Here is an 18,544-nt window from a genome sequence, read left to right on the forward strand (position 1 = left end):
GAGTAGAAATATTTCTGTGATTACTGTTTGCGACTGGATAGGATTATATAGATGGGGAATATTCTTAAATATTTTAAGAGCTATCATTTTTGGATAGTTGCAGTATTTTTTATTTTTATATTTTTTCAAACATTGGAATTTTTAACAGAAAGTAAATATGCTTTCGGATTGGATGGATATTATTATGTAGTTCAGGTTAGATCGTATATCGAAAACGGAAAATTTCTAATTCCGGATTTTTCTTTAGTATTTTACTTTTTCGTTTTTTTATCAAAGTTTGGAAATGATATTGTATTCACAAATAAGTTAGGAATTTCACTAATTCTTTCGTTTATAGCTGTGCCCTCTTATCTGCTTGGGAAAAAAATATCAAATCGAACAGGAGGGATATTTTTATCTGTATTTATAATTTCTAATACATTAATATTTTATTTTGCGATAGAGTATTTGAAAAATTTATTAGGAATAATGTTCATGTTGTTTTTTTTGAATGAATATTTTTCTATTTTAAAAAATAAGATGCATTCATTCATAGCGATTAAACTTTTTTTATTTGCTTCCTTTTCACTTTTATCACACAAACTTACAGGTGCACTATGTATTTTTTTACTTTTCGTTTTGTTTTTATATTATTTTAGAAAAATTTCATTTCTATTTAAAATAATCGGGTTTATATTGATTTTTTTTATATTCTTAATTGTTTATCAGAATTTGATTTTTCATTTTTTGGATTTAGATAGGTTTAATAATTTTGATTTGGAACACTTACAAATTTCAGCAAGATCGTATTGGAGAGAAATTCAACCTTGTTCGACATTTTATTCTGTTGAAATATTTGTTTATGCAGTGATTCCAATTTTTTCAATTTTATTGTGGTTTTATTCTAATGGTTACGAAAGAAGAATTTTATTCATTGCAATTTTTTTGTATTATTTGTTTAATATCCCTTTTTTAAAGTTTATAGAAAAAGACGCAGCGTTTCGATTATATATTGTAAATTTTATTCCTTCAGGAATCGTATTGCTCCTTGGAATCAAAAGATTGCCCAATACAATAATTTTAATGTTTTCGGTTTGTATTTTTTTGTATATAATTCCATCAAGAAATTTTCATAATAACAGAACCAAGATAAATTATTCAGAGCTTGAAAAAATTGTACCAAAAATTGCAGTTCCGTCTAACGCACTATTGATCGCTCATCCCGGTTTTGATTATTTTTATCATTATACTACTAAAAAAGAGGTTTTCCGATTTTTACCGGAAGTCGAGTATAAAGAAAAACCTATATATAGAATCGTTTTTGGACTTAGTTATGATTATGTGAATAAGAAGAATCTTTATTCAAAAGATATAAATATTTTAAATAGTGAATACTCTTTAATGAAAGAAGAAAGTTGGAAAAAAATACACAATTCTATGCCAAAGAATATGTACAATTCGTATAATAATTGGAGAAATCCCTACTTGCATCGACCCAATTTTTTAAAATATAGGAATTCGATTTAATCAATTATCTTTTTCGATTCATTATCAAACTATACCCCGAAGGAACAATTACAAGAGTGAGTATTGTTGAAATGAGCATTCCACCGATCACCGCAATAGCCATTGGAATTCTGGATTCTGCCCCTGGCCCAAATGCTAATGCAGGTGGAATTGCAGCCGCTATTGTAGCTATTGATGTCATAAGGATTGCTCTGAGTCTTTGTGGGCTTGCAGTTTGAATAGCCTCGTCAACCGGTACTCCTTTTTCTATTAGTTGGTTTGTGAAATCTACAAGTAAAATCGAATTTTTTTTAACAAGTCCCATAAGTAAGAGTAGCGCAATAAAACTGTAGATGTTCAAAGAATAGTTGAATATCCAAAGCGCAAAAATTGCACCTGAGAAACTGAATGGTAGAGCGAGTAATACAAGAATCGGTAAAGTAAAGCTATTGAATTGACTTGCAAGAATCATGTAGGCAACTGCAATTCCCAATAGGAGTGCAATGTACAGAGATTGAAAAGAGTCAGACATAGCTTGAGATGAGCCGGTCGGATTTACTGTGTATCCCGGGGGTAGTAATTTAATTGCGATCTTTTGTGCCAAGTCGATTGCTTCTTTTTGCCCTATTTTGTTAGATGGGTTTGCATAAATACTAATTGAACGAGAGCGATTTTTTCTGGTAATCGTCGGTAAAACAATTTGTTCTTCTAATCCTACTACCGAAGAAACCGGAACAACTTCTCCTCTTTGATTTCTTACGATTAGATTTTTGATTTGTTCCGTTTTTTCTCTATCCTCTGCTTTTAATCGAACTCGAATGTCGTATCTATGTCCACCATCAGTAAATTGCCCGACCTTAACCCCTCCAATCATTGCTTCTAAAACTCTTCCGATAGATTCTATGTTTACGCTATAATTTGCGGCAATATCTCTTTTAGGGAATACGTGAACTTCTGGAGCACCTTCTTGAAAACTTGAATCTATATCTGTAAATAATTTAGAGGAATTCATCTCACTTTTTATTTTCTCTGAGACTTCAGCGAGTACATACCAGTCGGATCCTTGAATACTCAATTCAACCGGGTATCCTCTGGATGCAGTAAAACCTCGTGTTGATAAATCTTGGATGGATATTTTTAAATCCGGTGAAACTGTTTGTAATTTTTTCCTAAGAACTCCGGCAAATTCATTTTGAGAAAGTCTTTTTCCGGTCTCTTTATTTTTTGGTCGATCTTTAGGATCTTTCATGGTTAAAAAAATATTCAGTAAATTCGATTGCCCGCCTTGCATTCCCCCAACACTTGAAAATATTCTTAATACTTCTCCTTCCGAGAGAACAACAGCCTCGACTTTTTTAGCGATCTCATCCATATATGCCATCGAGGAACCGGTCTTTCCCTGAACCTTCACAAACAATCTGCTTTGATCCATAGAAGGCACAAATTCTTTTTTTAATGGGAAGAATGTCCAGACAGAAAGTGCAAAAACTAAAATGGATCCGGATACAACTATCAACCTATTTTGTAAGCAAATTTTTAAAACCCTTGCGTATATCTTGTCAAAAAAATGAAGTAGATTGGCTATTTTGCTGGTAATTTTTCCGGTATGAGAAGTGATTTCTAAGTATTTAGAAGCGCGCATTGGGGTTAGGGTGAGTGCTTCAAGAAGTGATAATAGAACGGTAGCAGAAATTGTAACACCAAATTGAAAGAAATATCTACCAATCACTCCTTTCATAAAAACTACAGGCAGGAAAATTGCGACAATGGAAAGGGTCGTGGCGATTGCTGCGAAAGTAATTTGTCTTGCTCCTTTTCTGGCTGCTGTAACTTTTTCTGCTCCACCCTCTCTGTGCCTGACAATATTCTCTAAGACCATAATTGCGTCGTCAACGACTATCCCTATCGCAAGAGACAGAGCCAAAAGAGTGAAAGTATTCAGTGTAAACCCGAATATCTCCATAACAAGAAAACTACCAATAATAGATGTAGGAATCGAAAGTAAAATATTCCAAGTTGAAGACCAGCTCCCCAAAAATAAAAAACAAACAATTGCAGTCGTAAAGACCGAAAGAATAAGAATAAACTCTAATTCACCGATGGATTCTTCTATAAACAAAGTAGAGTCAAAAGAAACTTCCATGTTGTAACCTGGTGGAAGTTGTGCTTTGATTTGGTTCATTTTCGCTTTTACGGATTTTGCAACTTGAACTGCGTTAGTGCCTCTTTGCTTTAATATTCCAAGTCCTACTGCGGGTTTACCGTTCAGTCTGGAAATTCTTCTGATATCTTCAAGTCCGTCTTCTACCTCAGCTACATCTTTAAGAAAGATAGACTTTTCGAGGATTGGAGTTCCACCTCTCGAAGGGATCCTGATTTTGGAGAATGACTGAACGGTATTTACTTCTCCCATAGACCTTACACTTTTTTGTGTGGATGAATTTTCGAGTAACCCTGCTGTTTCTACGTGCTCTCTTTGAACTGCATTAATCACATCTTCAACTGTAAGCTCGAGCCTTGTAAGTTTTTTTTCATCTATCCATATACGAAGATTTCTATCCGCAAATCCTCCAAGGTAAATTTGACTAACGCCTTCCACAGTGGAGAATTGACTTTTTAAAACATCTCTTACATAGACCATCAAATCTCTTTTTGTACCGGTAGAAGTAACGGCTATAAACATAATAGGCGTGTCTTCAGGATTTGTTTTTGTGATAATAGGTGGGTCTAAAGTAGTCGGCAAAATCTTCTGCGCTTGCGCGACTTTTGTTTGTACTTCTTGGAGTGCTGCATCAATATTTCGAGACAGATCAAATTCAATTTGAATATTGGCTTGACCATAGCTTGAGTTTGAATTAATTTCTTTTACGCCCTCTACTGAGAGCAAATTATCTTCTATAATATCTACAATGTTTGTTTCCATTACCTCTGGAGATGCACCTTGCATAGTCAACTGTATGTTGATGACGGGAAAGTCAACGTCCGGCATCTGAGAGATTCCGAGTTTTAGAAAAGACATTGCACCAAATAAAATCATCCCCCAAAATAGCATCCAAGCAAAAACAGGTCTTTTAATAGATAGATCGGCTAAGGTCATTTGTTTTTTTCGTCCTTTTTGTTCTCATCAGTTTTCCAGTTATTGGCTTTATAGGGAAGCTCTCCTGTTACTATTCCCAGTAGCACTCTATTTAATTTATTTTGGAGGTAAGCTCTGTCGTAGCTTTCTCTCGCCTGGGCAAGGCTTGTAAGTGAGTTTAGTAATTCAAGAGAGTTGGTGATTTTATTTTGAAAATCTCGACGGATCAATCTATGACTTCTTTCGGCAGAGTCGAGTGCTTTTTTATAGGCTTCTACTTCGCTAACGCCCGTACGATAGGCGGAATAGGTTCTACGAATTTCTTCTACTCCTGAACGAATTGTATTTTTTAAAAAAATCTCGGCTTCTTTTTTAATTGAGTTTGCTTCCGAAATTGCAAAAATTGTTTTTCCGCCTGAGAATAAAGGGAGTTCAAATACGAATTGTGCAAATATGCTGCTTTTCGTATTGCCTTGTGGAATACTATATTGTGCATCAACATACACATTGGGCAAAAGTCCGCCTTTTGCAGCGAGTACTTTTTCGTGTGCAAGCCCGAGAGAGGCTTTTGCAGTACGAACATCAACCCTGTCCTCTAATTTTTCTATTGCTTCGTTTAGAGTAAAGTTTGGTTCTTGAATCAGAATGTTATCGCTTAGTTTTGGATTAGCACTAACTACATTGCAAAGATAAGAAATTTTTTCATTTCCTGCGACAATTTGTTCTTGGATAGAGAAAACTTCAGCATCATAAGTTGCGAGTCTTGCTTGGATACTCGAAAGCTCCGAGTTTCTTGCCTGACCGAGATTTACTCTTCTTCTGTACTCAAAGATTAATTCTTTCGTTAATTTTTGGATTTCCTTTTTATGTTGTAAAGATTTTTCCAATAGTAGTATTGTGTAATAGGTTTGAGAAAGGTCAGTAAGTAGCAGCATGGCTTCTTGACTCATCTCTAATTTTCTAACTTTGATTTCAGACTTTGCGCTTATATAACTAGAATATTCTGTTAATCCCGTAAATATGGGAACGTGTAAAACTAATCTTTGACCGGAGCGAAGTGTAGGAGGTAAGCTGGTTCCCGAAGAAGACCCCGATGAATTTAAAAGTGGAAGATAAGCCGGGGGAACTCCTGCAACTGAATAGGCCATTTGTTTATTTCTTTCACTCTCTTGCTTATCTGATGGGTTTGGATAAAATTCGGTTCTTTGGTTTCTGTAAGATAGGGTTGGTAAAAACATACTGAAAGCTAATCCTTTTTTAGCTTCGGCTTGTCTTACTTTCTCGTAACGCATGGCGAGTTTGTCACTCGACTCAACAGCAAGTGCGTATAAATCAAACAGATTCCATTCTGTTTTCTTTTTAGCTTCTCTTACTTGCTCTGAACTTATACCTGAAACTTCTACCAGAGAAGGCTCAACTATTCCATCTCCCGTAATTACCGGAGCAGATACACACGAAGTAAAAAATAATAATACTATAGTGAAATATATTTTTTGATAATTAGATTTAAAAATGGCGCACCTGCATAAAATTATTTGTGGAAATAAATAGGATTAAAAATTCTAAGAAGTCGCTATTTGTTAGCGATAAAAAAACTTCGTTTAGAGTTTGTGCAGAAGTGTCATAAAAAAAATATAAATAGTTTAATAGCATAAAAAAAATTCTGATACAACTCCTACTTTTGTGACCCTTGTTTTTATAGAATAGTTCCATACCTAAAAATAAAATTTCCTATTTTCAAAAATTATTTTGGTTAGAGAAATATCGTTTAAAATATAAGTACCAAAAAAATAGAAATGAATGAAATTTCAATAGTTTAACCTTAAATTATTAAAAAATTTGTTTGCAATGTAATTTAGTGGAGATGTTTTTGTAATATGTTTCCTTTGATTGTAGTATTAATTTGTTTGTTTATTTATTTCCTTGGGTATAGATTTTATTCAAAGTTTTTGTCAGAAAAAATTTTTAATCTCGCTGGAAGAGAAGTAAAAACTCCAGCTCATATACTAAGAGACGATTTAGATTATATTCCTACTAAGCCGGCAGTTTTATTTGGTCATCATTATGCATCTATTGCGGGACTGGCTCCGATTTTAGGTCCTGCGGTTGCTGTGATTTGGGGTTGGTTTCCGGCTATGATTTGGGTCGTACTCGGAGGACTATTTATTGGTTGCGTGCATGACTTAGGGTCTATTGTAGTTTCTGTTCGATCAGACGGTAAGTCGATAGGTCAGGTTGCGGAAGACTTGCTTGGGAGACGTGCAAGAAGTTTATTTCATGCGATTATATTTTTTCTTGTCTCGCTCGCAATGGGTGTTTTTGTTTTAGTTCTTGCCGGGTTATTTTCGGCTTCTCCAAAATTGGAAAAATTACCGGAAAAAATAGCGATCGAGGAAAAAGTCACAGTAAATGAAGTAAAAGAATTCCACGACAAAGGACAAATTCAAACGGAAACTAAACCCAAAATAGAGCTAAGAAGCAATTTTCCAGAATCTGTAATTCCAACAATTGCGCTTATGATTTTTGCTGTAATTGTTGGTTTTTTGCATTACAAGAAAGGAATCGATTTAAAACCACTTACCATTATTAGTTTTGTTTTAGTTTTATTAGTGATATATATAGGGATGTACAAACCATTTTTGGATTGGACAGGGTTAAACGATCCAAATAGATCACCTTCTACAGAAAGCTGGAAATGGTACTTATTATCTTATGCTTTTCTTGCATCGGTCACGCCTGTTTGGCTCTTACTTCAAAGCCGAGACTATATCAATTCATTTCTATTGTACTTGGGAGTAATTTTAATTTTCCTCGGTTATTTTACAGGCGCAATAACAGGGAGGTTTTCTCAGTTTAATGCTGAAGCTATCAGAATAGACTCTATAGGTTTAGATTTAATTCCATTTGTATTTATCACTATTGCTTGTGGGGCTGTGTCCGGTTTTCATTCTTTGGTTAGTTCAGGCACTACCGCAAAGCAGATAGATGTAGAAAAAGATGCGAGAGTGATTGGTTATGGGGGTATGATCGGAGAGTCATTGTTGGGGTTGACTTCTGTAATTGCTTGTACTATTGGATTTACTTCTTCGTCGGAGTGGACTTCGTATTATAAATCTTGGTCAGGGATTCAAGGGCTTGCTCCTCAGGTAGGTGCATATATTTACGGTACAGGAAGATTTTTAGCTCAGATCGGAATACCAGAAAGTTTTGCCCAAGGGTTTATAGCATTAATCGTAGTTAGTTTTGCGCTTACTTCATTAGATTCTGCAACGAGGTTACTTAGATACAATATAGAAGAAATTGCAGAGTCAACAAATTCTAAGTTTATGAAAAAATATGTAGCCAATAGATATACTGCGAGTTTACTGGCATGTCTTGCTATTGCAGTTTTTGCATTTTTAAAAGTAGAAGAAAATGGACAGTGGAAACCGGCAGGGCTAACTCTGTGGAAGTTATTCGGAACTACAAATCAATTACTTGCAGGGCTTGCCTTACTTGTGATTGCGATTTATTTATACAAATCGAAAAAGCCTACAATTTATGTAGCAGCACCTATGGTTTTTGTTTTGGTAGTTACGTTTTGGGCTATGGTGGATAATTTTTTTGATTTTTTAATTGGGAAAAACCCAAGTGTATTACTTAGTGCAGTGGGGGGAATTTTAATTCTTCTTACAATTTGGTTAGTTATTGAAGGAATTTTGTCTATGATAAAGTTAAGAAAAACAAATGTGTAAAAATTTTTAGATTGCTAAAATATTCAGGTATTCTAAAAAAAGAATTTTACAAGAATGTGGAGTAAAACAAGGATAAGAATACTTATGGAAAAAATTAATAAAATTACACTATCAGAAAAAGAAATTCCCAAATCTTGGTATAATATTCAGGCAGATATGCCGAATCCTATGTTGCCTCCACTCCACCCGGGAACAAAACAACCTGTTGGCCCTGAAGACCTTGCACCACTTTTCCCAATGGAGCTAATTAAGCAGGAAGTTTCTCGTGAGCGTTATATCGAAATCCCTGAAGAAGTGATAGATATATACAAAGTTTGGAGACCGACTCCTTTATTTAGGGCGTATAGACTCGAAAAAATGTTGGATACTCCAGCAAAGATTTACTATAAATACGAAGGGGTGAGCCCAGCTGGGTCGCATAAACCTAATACTGCAGTTCCTCAAGCCTACTATAATAAAAAACAAGGCGTAAAAAGAATTACTACTGAAACCGGCGCAGGCCAATGGGGCAGTGCGCTCAGCTATGCTTGTAATATTTTTGGAATAGAATTAGAAGTGTATATGGTAAAAGTTAGTTTCGAGCAAAAACCGTATAGAAAAACTCTGATGAATACTTGGGGAGCAAAAGTATTCGCTTCACCATCTGACAGGACAGATGCAGGAAAATTAATTTTATCAAAAGATCCAAAATCTCCAGGTAGCCTTGGGATTGCTATTTCTGAGGCAGTTGAGCTTGCAGCAAAAGATGAGGATACCAAATACGCGCTCGGAAGTGTTTTAAATCACGTTTTACTTCACCAGACAATCGTGGGACAAGAGGCACTTTTGCAAATGGAGAAAGCTGGAGACTTGCCCGATGTAGTGATTGCGCCTTTTGGTGGTGGTTCCAACTTTGCAGGAATAAGTTTTCCTTTTTTAAAATTAAATTTTACGGATAACAAAAAAATTCGTTGTATTGCGGTTGAGCCTGCGTCTTGCCCTAAACTTACCAAAGGGGAATTTAGATACGATTTTGGAGATAGTATCGGCATGACTCCACTAATTCCGATGTACACTCTCGGTCATTCTTTTGTTCCTCCTTCTATCCATGCGGGTGGGCTTAGATACCACGGTGCAGGCGCGATAGTGAGTCAATTATTGAAAGATAAGCTAATAGAAGCTGTGGCTATTCAACAAAAAGAGTGCTTTGAAGCGGGTGTTGCATTTACTAAAGCAGAAGGAATTTTACCTGCTCCAGAGGCGACACACGGCATAGCAGAGGTATTTCGTCAGGCAAAAAAAGCAAAAGAAGAAGGTAAGTCTAAAACGATATTATTCAATCTTTGTGGACATGGGTATTTGGACCTTGGAGCTTATGAAGATTATTTTTCGGGAAAGTTAGTTGATCATAATTTAAGTGATGAAGAAGTAAAAAAATACTTAGTTGACCTTGAAGGATTTCCTAAAGCTATTTAGTTTTTTTATTGGCACCCGAGTAAACGCCTTATAGAATTTGAAATTTTGCTAAAATATAGGTTCGTGGAAATTTACTCAAAACGACTTTTTGCTGCGATACCGTTTCTATTTTTATTTGAAATAATTTTTTTCTCTTTCGAAATTTTTCCTCAGGAAAAAAATATCATAGAAAAAGATAAATCTGCCACGGAATTAAAAGAAAAAAGTTTAGAGCTTGAAAAAGAAAATGAAGAAATTTCAGATAAAGATATTGTAACTTCAAAATTTTCGGAGATAAAAATTTTTGGGTTTGTGGATGTTTATTACAACTATACATTGAATGATAAACAAGGTAATAAAGTTGATTCCTCTGAAACATTTCACCAGTACAATAAACAATTTGCTGTCAATTCAACCGAACTCGATTTAGAAAAAATTGCTAAAAAAGAAAGTCCATGGGGTTTTCGGGTGGATTTTATGTATGGACAAAACCCTGTATTTCAGGAAAGGCCAAGTGCTGTGACAAATAATATTTTTAATATGAATATGTTGCAGCAAGCCTATATTAGTGTATTTTTTCCTTTGCTAAAAGGCTTACACGTTGAACTAGGAAAGATGACCGGGCATATCGGTTTTGATTCATTAGAGTCAATGAACATGAACACATATACACTTGGATATATATTTTTCAATGTCCCATTTATTAATACGGGTGCTAGAGCAGTATTAAAATTTTCTGAGCACTGGACTTTTTCATTGTTCTATTACAATAGTGCTCAAGGAACAGGGTATGCAAACCCTAATTCGCATAACGTCCCTCCATCCGATAAACTTACCTCTACTTTTCTAACAGATACTTCACGCCATGCGTATTCGGACGGTTTGAATAAGGCTCAAACTGTTGGCACCAGATTGAATGGGGATATAATCAGGGATAGATTGAGTCTCACTTGGAACTTGATGCTTGGAAATGATAATGAAGTAGGAAGAATTTCCAATAGAAATATCTATATCCGAGATGTAACCGGAATTTCTCCGAGTACGCCACCTACAAATTCAAAATACGATTACTATTTTATTCATCAGTCTTGGTTGACAATCAGTCCGAATAAAAGTTTTACATTTACCTTAGATTGGACTCACCAGATTCGCTCTGGGAGTACGGCAGTCGGAAATGGCGTTTATGTCAATGAAGGAATACAACAAATCGGTACAACCAATTTGCCTGTAACGGTCGGTAGAGACGATAGAGATGTAAAAAGAATAAATAACACTTACGCAATATTTGCAAAATACTGTTTTACTGAAAATTGGGCACTTGGATTTCGCTATGAAAATATAGACGATAAAAGATACGGTGGTTCTTACGTCGCCAATCCTCCACTTTCCGGGGTAACACCAAATTATAGATATGACTTGGTTTATTTAGATAGGATTGGGCTGAGAAAACCTTCTAACCTTGGGCAGTTGCGCTCCGTGACTGTTACACCAACTTATATTTTTTCTGAGCATGTAATCATTAAGTTGGATTTAAGGAAAGATTGGGCACTTGGTAAACAGTTTGTAAATATCCATGGAAACCCTTCAAGCTCTCAAGTTGGATTTATATTGGGAGTAGTTGCCAAGTTTTAAATTTCAAAATCGGAGTGACTGGATTCGAACCAGCGACCACTTGCCCCCCAGACAAGTGCGCTACCACTGCGCTACACCCCGATTGGTGTATCTTCTTGTCCCATAATTTTCTGTAAAGAATTTTTATGTTAAACTTGCCATAGTTCAGATGCAATCAAAATTTTAGGGAATCCAAAATAAGCTAAGCTCCAGAAGTTAAAAGGGAGGATAATGGAAAAAAGCAAATAAATATAAGGAAAAAATGGCTTTCATATAATTTTTTTAAAGCCCAAGTTTTGAAAAAAAATTTACCAATTTTGCACACAGTGTGCAAAATGTGAAACATGGGACGTTAGGCGGAACTGTAATTTCTTGGCGTATGAAAATATAAAAGAAAAAATTTATGAACTTGATTTTATATTTTGGTTCAATAGCCTATCTATCCCTTCTTCGATTTGTACTTTTGGAGAGTATCTGTATTCTTGGATGGCTTTCGTTGCAGAGATTTCTTGAGATCCGGTTAATGGGCTTAAATCAATTACATATTTTGTTTTAGTTAGTTTGAAAAAAAAGGCAATTCTATTAAAGTTAGAAACTGTTTGTAATAAAAATTTAGAGATAGGTATTTTTAAATACACCGACCCAGAAAGGTTTTTTTGGATTAGTCGAATAAGGTTAGGGTACTCTACTTTTTCCGGGTTTACGATGTTGAAAATAATGTTTGACTTTCTATCTTTTTTTATTTCGAGTAGAAAATATTCAACTAAATCGCCTATATAGATAAAATTTTTACTATTTCTCCCATAATTTAAAAAAGGAATTATTCTTTTTTTCATCAGATGTATTAATTTATTTATAAAACTTTTATTGTTTTCTCCGTAAACAGATCCTATTCTAAAAATTGTTACCGGTACTTTTTTATTTTCCAATAAAATATTTTCAGCGAGTATCTTGGATATTGCGTAATCGGAGATTCCTTCTAATTTAGAGTCCTCTGTGATTTTTTCTTTTTTGTTTTTACCGTAAACAGACACAGAGCTTGAGAAAATAAATTTTTTTACGCTTTTCAATTTTGCAAATTCTAAAAGTATCTTAGTAAAATCTAAATTACTCTTTTTATAGTCTTCAAAAGAAATACTTTTGCCTGCTACTTGCCCGCCAAGATGGATAACGCAGTCTATTTTTTCGTGAATCGATATATGCTTTACATTTTGGTAATCACATTCTATAAAATGAAAATTTTTGTTTAGGCAAATATCTTTCGGGAAGTTTTTCACCTTACGACCTAGTGCATAAATTTTGTAATGGTCTATCAACTTTGGAAGTAAAACTTTTCCGATACTCCCGCTTCCACCGGTAATTAATATAGAATGAATTTTAGAGGAAGTTCTTGACTTTTGAGTGATTTTTTTTACCATTGGAATAGATTCTAAAAGAGGGCTGACTCAAATGATTAATTCTCGTTTTCTTACAATTTCTGCAATGATTTTTTTGGCTGCGATTAGTAGAATACTTCCGCATCCGTCTAATTTTACTCCAATTATGGCTATTTCACTTTTTGCAGGAGCTGTTCTGCCTAAAAAATTGGAAGCTCTTCTCATTCCTACTCTTGCTATGCTTGTAAGTGACTTCATAATAGGTTTTCATCCTCTAATTTGGGTGGTCTATCCTTGTATTTTACTCATGGTATTTTTAGGCTCTTTAATCAAGGAAAAACATAGCGCCTTGAGAATTCTTGGAATGAGTTTATCTGGCTCTGTTTTATTTTTTCTAATTACCAATTTTTTTGTATTTTTAACAACAGGAATGTATCCTCAAAACCTTGGTGGACTAATTCAGGCATACACTCTCGCAATTCCATTTTTTCAAAACAGTGTAATTGGAGATTTATTTTTTACTGTAGTGTTGTTTGGTGCGTTACGCGTCTTTGAAATGCGTGGCTGGGTATCACCAGAATTAAAATCTTCAGAGGTTAGAATTTGAATAAAGTTTTATTTTCTGTTTTTCTTTTAGTAGGGATTTTTTCTTTGACTTTGTTTTCTAATATAACTGCACAAAGTTCAGGAAAAGAAATGAATCTTCACGACTTCATGGAAGATTTTACCGAAGTTGCGATTGAAAAAGCCAAAAAAAATGGCGATATAAAATATCTTGAAAGAGTATATAAAGAAATTCCCAATCTCGCTCTACCTGAAGCAAAAGAAAAATGGACTGAGATTACTTCAAAAGCTATTGCAGGAAAAGACTACGATAGTTTTAAAAAATCCTGTAAAGCCTGCCACAAAGAGTATAAAAAGCCATACAAAAAAACTTACAGAAAAAGACAAATTACTATTCCTTTAGATTTAATTCAGTTGTTTAAGGATATTTAGAAGCATTACGTTTACAGTAAACATAAAAATTTATTGATTATGGCTACTGCAATTTGTCTTGACAAAATATTTTGGGAGCACGACACAGGTAACTCTCACCCTGAAAACTCCAACCGGCTAACTTCTATTCAAAAGAGGTTGCAAAGTTCAAGTTTTTATAAAGACTTGATTCAACCAAAAATTCAAGCTGCAAAGTTAGGCGACATTGCTAAGATTCATACCGAGTCTTATATTCAAAGCGTAGAGAAAATATCTGGGAAAAGGGGGTATTTTGATTTAGACACTCCTTATTCGGAGATGTCGCATAACGCAGCATTTTTAGCGGCAGGTTCCGGTATCACTTTAGCTGATTTAATAACGAGTAAAGAAATTCAAAATGGTATGGCTATTGTAAGGCCTCCTGGTCACCACGCAGAAAATGACCACGCTATGGGTTTTTGTATTTTTAACAATATCGCTATCACAGCGCGCTATATACAAAGCCTTGGATTTACAAAAATTTTAATCTTAGACTGGGATGTACACCACGGCAATGGCACAGAGCGTTCATTTTACGATGACGATAGCGTGTTTTTTATTTCTTTGCATCAGTATCCGTTCTATCCCGGAACAGGAAAAGAGACGAGTAAGGGAAAAGGAAATGGGTTAGGCTATAATTTGAATGTGCCTCTTTCTTCAGGTAGCAGCGACTCCGATTATCTTGCTGCCTTTGATAAACTCATAGAAAAGGAGATAGATTCCTTTTCTCCTGATTTTATTTTGATTTCGGCAGGGTTTGACGCACACAAAAATGACCCTTTAGGTGGAATGGATTTGAGTACTAAAGCTTTTGAAAAATTTTCTATCTTTATGAAAAGAAAGGCGAGTGAGCATTGCGACAATCGGCTAATTTCATTTTTAGAAGGTGGATACGATTTAAAAGCACTTGCAGAATGTGTTGAGTCTCATATTGCAGTACTAGTAGGATGATTTTTAATTATCGCTATACAACTCCTTTACTAAAGAATTTAATACATAATAAGCAAAATTCAGATTATTTTTATTTTTTACTTCCAAAATATCAAGGTTGTTAATAATTTTATCCACACTATTAAAAGAATTATTATCTAACTGGATAAGTTTAATTTGGATAGAGTTTGAAATATCTGATATTTTTTTGGCAATTTCTTTGTTAGGTAGAATTATTTTTTTGAAATCATCCCACGAAATTTCTTTACGAACTTTCAATTGGTTTTGCATTTCATCAAATAAGAACTTTGCTAGGTTTGTGCCGCGAATTTCAAGTGAGATGATTTTTTTATTCTTTAGTTTTAATTGAATGTTGTGATTAAATCCATGTTTCTTTAATCTATTCTCCGGTTCAATAAGCGAGTAACCTTCCCCGGCTATTTCCAAGACATCTTTGATGAGAAAATTTTTAGGAACTTCACCAAAATAAATATAGCTGTTCTTTATTGAATCTAAATCGTTTATATGATTATCAAATATCGTAACTCTTTCGGCGGTTTGAATTTCTATTTCTTTTGAGAGTGAATTTGCAATAATTTGATAATCATATTTTAAATTTTTGATATTTTTATTATCTATATCAAATTCAAAACCAAGATTTTTATAGGAATATAGCTCTCCTGTCCATTCTATAATATAGTCAACCAACCCTTTCTCTTTAATGAATGTGTTACTTGTTTTATTATGTTTGAACTGAGTTGTATCTTTTAAAGTCCTATAATCTCCTGCTAAAAAATCGTGTATTTCTTTTTCTCGTATATTGGAAAAATCGATCTTAGGAATTGGGATTTTAGAAACAGAGGTTGTAAATAATTCAAATGAGTTTCCTTTCATTTTGCAATTACCACTTTTTAGCCAATTCAAAACGTGATCTGAAATGAGCACTCCAAATATGTATTTCAAAGATTCTTCTGTTTTATCTTTTTTATTTATGTAGTAAGTATCTGTTGCGCTATAAAAAGGATGATTTGTGTAAGCAAAACTATTTGTATTTGTACGATAGGAAATCATGATTTTTTCAGATTCAAAGAGAGACTTTTCTCTTGCCCACCACAAATCAAACCATCGGATTTTTCCTTGCTCGACCTCTCTCCTTGTTTCTAAATAATCCGTATATTTTTCTATATGATTTTTGAATTTTGGAAAATTTGATATTTTATCAATTTTTGGTGTGTAAATTAAAAAGTTATTTGAAGAGAAATTTAAGAATGCTTTTTTAATATCTGAATTTTTATAAAACGTATAAAGCAATTCTTTTTCAATAGATTTATGTTCGACTTCTTCTTTTGAAAGAACAAATACTCCTTCATTGTCTGTTATTTTATATTCCTTAATCTTAGAAGATTTTAATTTATTAATCATTTTTCTTGTATCAACGGGACCTGGAACTACCCCCTGATTTACATTACAAAACTGTTGCAACTCTACAATATTTCCATGAATCTGAATGGAGTCTTTTTCTTTTTTATAAATATACCAAGCATTCTCGTCTAGTTCACCTTGTAAATTTACGCTATAATACACATCTGCAATTTCTTCTCTTTTAAAATTTCCAAGTAAAAAACTTGATCTATCAGGGTTTGCAAATAAATCAAATTGTTCTTTATTTAATAAGAGGCTTTGCCATCTATCAAAATTTTTGATAACAGTTTTTTTTGTAGTTAAGGTCTCGGTGGGGTCTAATATCCAGTCTTTTTGAAACTGGATAATTTTAATTTTGTTATTTTTTCTTTCATTCTCTTCGCTACATTTTTCTAAAACAAAAACAATATTTTCCTGTCCTTTCGCTTCAGGAAATAGCTTAATCCCTTTAAAATCAATTATCTCTATTATCTTTGCATTGTTTAAGATATATTTTCTTAACTGGCTGGCTCCATCTGCGGTAAGCCAGTATTGTGTTGTAATAAAAGAAAATCTTCCGCCCTCTTTTAATTTACTTAAGCCAAGTATTATGAAATAGTAAAGGTAGTCACTTTTTCCCTGATAGAAATTTTTCCAATATTTGTGGGTTTGAAGCGGTTTGAAAATATCCTTATGACCGCTTTCACCGACATAAGGAGGATTTCCGACTACAAAATCAAAATCATTCTTATTTATCAAGGAAATAAATTTCTTTTCCTTAGGAGAGGCAGTGACGCTCAAGTCAATTGGCGTAGCCGTTTCTCCGTTTATTTCCTGATGGTTGTAAATCTGCAAAAGACTGTCTTTTCTATACACATTTAATGTGTGGATTTTTTTTTGGGCTTCTTTTTCAAGATTTTTTATTAAAGGCAAAATTTGTACTATTAAGTTTATCTCGCAAAGAAAATGAGCAAATGCAGTCAATTCTGTTCCGAATAAATTGTTTGCAATATGAATTTTCGCCTGACCTTCTGTGTTTAAAGAAGCCATTCTGATTCGTTTTGCTGCCTCAACTAAAAAACCGCCTGATCCGCAAGCCGGATCTAATAAAGTTTTATTTTCTATCTTAGACAAATCTTTAAACGAGAATCCAACCCGATTTAAAATAAATTCTACAATATAGTGAGGAGTATAGTATTGCCCCTTTTCTTTTCGTTCTTCATAATTTAGATAGTGCTCATATAAATCGCCAATCAAGTCAAAATCAATTTCTGAAAAATTTATTTTACTTAATTCAAAAAGAATTTCTATAAATGTGTCTTCATTTTCGATTACAAAATTATAAACACTCTCCTCAAAAAAACTTGGTATAATATCGCTTGCATCAATGTTGGATTCTCTTAGAATTCTTTTTAGCGTAAGACTAAAGGGAGGCTCTGTTTTTAATTTAAATCCTCCGTTGTATAAATGAATCGGGATGAGGTTGTTGTCCTCCAAAATTCTAATTAGAATGAGTTTAATGAGTAGCACATAAGAGGCTTGCTTAACAAATTCCTCAAGTAAAATTGATTCTTGGTCTTCTTCGTTTCTTATCTTAAATTCAAAACTGATTTTTTGCAATTCGGAGTGAAGCTGCTCCCAGTCGTAGCTGTCTTTTGTAATTCGCTCCACTTGATTTTTTATATCAACATTGATTGCGCTTAACGTATTATATATAGTTGCTTTTAACAGATCTTTATCTGGTTTTATTAAATCTTCTTTTTGTCTTGTTTTGATTTCTTCTGTAAATTGAGATCTATCAATCTCGTGATATTTAAAATTTTCAATAAACCATAGAAAGTTCTCGTAGTCTTCGCCTGAAAAGTCATCCTGATGAAATTGATTGTAAAGATTTATAAAATTAATTTTTTTTGGTAAATGCTTAATAACAAAATTACCATTTATATCATAATCCCTTAGATAAAATTCAATGCTGACTAAATTATAAAGAATACCGTATTTATAGCCTTCAAATGATCTTAAATATCTGGAGATTTGATTGTAAGAAGTTTCTGTAGTGTTGGAAGAAATAGGTTTGATTTCAATCCCTGTGGATTTTGCATCTAAAAGAAATAAGTTATTTCTAAACGTTCTGAAGTCTGGTTTATCTCCTCCTTTGGTACCTTGCTGAATAAGATTTACTCCAGATTTATAGCCAAGCAAATCTAAGATTTTTAATAAAATTGGCGTTACTACAGAGTCTTCATCACCCTTATACTTTCGATTATAATCTGTTAAGATAGCATATTCTGTGAAGTTAACAGGTTTGTTCTCTTTAGATCGGAATCTATCTTCTTTCAAAATCCGAATGATTGAATTTAAGAAATCCTTTGTTTTCACTTGAGACATAATGAGCACAGTTAATACAAAGTCAATTTCTAAATATTGAATTTTAAAAAAGCAATATATCATCACTTAAAATTTCACAAAAATAAACGCGGATT

General features: G+C 33.6%; 12 protein-coding genes and 1 tRNA gene. 8 read left to right on the top strand and 5 right to left on the bottom strand.

Going from position 1 to position 18,544, the window contains the following annotated elements; genetic code table 11:
• Window positions 1-51: 51 nt before the first annotated feature.
• The gene (locus tag HS129_12425) at window positions 52-1,506 is read left to right on the top strand and encodes a hypothetical protein (protein ID MBE7412842.1); all 1,455 of its coding nucleotides are present in this window, start codon (window positions 52-54) and stop codon (window positions 1,504-1,506) included.
• Window positions 1,507-1,510: 4 nt separating this feature from the next.
• On the opposite strand, the gene HS129_12430 is transcribed toward HS129_12425, so the two are convergent.
• Window positions 1,511-4,582, bottom strand: coding sequence for an efflux RND transporter permease subunit (locus tag HS129_12430; protein ID MBE7412843.1), 3,072 nt, complete (start codon window positions 4,580-4,582; stop codon window positions 1,511-1,513).
• Window positions 4,579-5,853, bottom strand: a complete 1,275-nt coding sequence (locus HS129_12435; GenBank protein ID MBE7412844.1) for a TolC family protein — start codon at window positions 5,851-5,853, stop codon at window positions 4,579-4,581. Before HS129_12435 ends, HS129_12430 begins: the two co-directional genes overlap by 4 nt.
• Window positions 5,854-5,860: 7 nt before the next feature.
• Here HS129_12435 and HS129_12440 point away from each other — a divergent pair, with 7 nt between their 5' ends.
• From HS129_12440 to HS129_12455, 4 genes are all read left to right on the top strand, one after another.
• Window positions 5,861-6,058, top strand: coding sequence for a hypothetical protein (locus tag HS129_12440; protein MBE7412845.1), 198 nt, complete (start codon window positions 5,861-5,863; stop codon window positions 6,056-6,058).
• Between the two features lie 380 nt (window positions 6,059-6,438).
• Window positions 6,439-8,295, top strand: a complete 1,857-nt coding sequence (locus HS129_12445) for a carbon starvation protein A (protein MBE7412846.1) — start codon at window positions 6,439-6,441, stop codon at window positions 8,293-8,295.
• An 84-nt stretch (window positions 8,296-8,379) separates the two neighbouring features.
• Complete coding sequence (locus HS129_12450) at window positions 8,380-9,750, top strand: TrpB-like pyridoxal phosphate-dependent enzyme (protein ID MBE7412847.1); 1,371 nt, start codon at window positions 8,380-8,382, stop codon at window positions 9,748-9,750.
• Window positions 9,751-9,813: 63 nt separating this feature from the next.
• Entirely contained in the window at window positions 9,814-11,361 is a 1,548-nt protein-coding gene (locus HS129_12455) for a porin (GenBank protein MBE7412848.1), read from the top strand.
• A gap of 9 nt (window positions 11,362-11,370) precedes the next feature.
• Here HS129_12455 and HS129_12460 read toward each other — a convergent pair.
• Both HS129_12460 and HS129_12465 read right to left on the bottom strand, forming a co-directional pair.
• A tRNA-Pro gene (locus HS129_12460) sits at window positions 11,371-11,442 on the bottom strand.
• 299 nt (window positions 11,443-11,741) lie between these two features.
• On the bottom strand, window positions 11,742-12,758 hold the full coding sequence (locus tag HS129_12465) for an NAD(P)-dependent oxidoreductase (GenBank protein MBE7412849.1): 1,017 nt from the start codon (window positions 12,756-12,758) through the stop codon (window positions 11,742-11,744).
• Window positions 12,759-12,789: 31 nt separating this feature from the next.
• On the opposite strand from HS129_12465, the gene HS129_12470 reads away from it, so the two are divergent.
• From HS129_12470 to HS129_12480, 3 genes are read left to right on the top strand one after another with little or no spacing between them, the layout of a single operon-like run.
• Window positions 12,790-13,323 carry a hypothetical protein gene (locus tag HS129_12470; GenBank protein ID MBE7412850.1) on the top strand — a complete coding sequence of 178 codons (534 nt, stop codon included), beginning with the start codon at window positions 12,790-12,792 and terminating at the stop codon, window positions 13,321-13,323.
• Complete coding sequence (locus HS129_12475) at window positions 13,320-13,712, top strand: hypothetical protein (GenBank protein MBE7412851.1); 393 nt, start codon at window positions 13,320-13,322, stop codon at window positions 13,710-13,712. The genes HS129_12470 and HS129_12475 overlap by 4 nt, the downstream gene beginning before the upstream one ends.
• Window positions 13,713-13,751: 39 nt before the next feature.
• Window positions 13,752-14,681, top strand: coding sequence for a histone deacetylase (locus HS129_12480; protein ID MBE7412852.1), 930 nt, complete (start codon window positions 13,752-13,754; stop codon window positions 14,679-14,681).
• Between the two features lie 3 nt (window positions 14,682-14,684).
• On the opposite strand, the gene HS129_12485 is transcribed toward HS129_12480, so the two are convergent.
• The gene (locus HS129_12485; protein MBE7412853.1) at window positions 14,685-18,512 is read right to left on the bottom strand and encodes an N-6 DNA methylase; all 3,828 of its coding nucleotides are present in this window, start codon (window positions 18,510-18,512) and stop codon (window positions 14,685-14,687) included.
• Between the last annotated feature and the right edge of the window lie 32 nt (window positions 18,513-18,544).

This window comes from Leptospiraceae bacterium (genome assembly GCA_015075105.1).
GTDB lineage: Bacteria > Spirochaetota > Leptospiria > Leptospirales > Leptospiraceae > JABWCC01.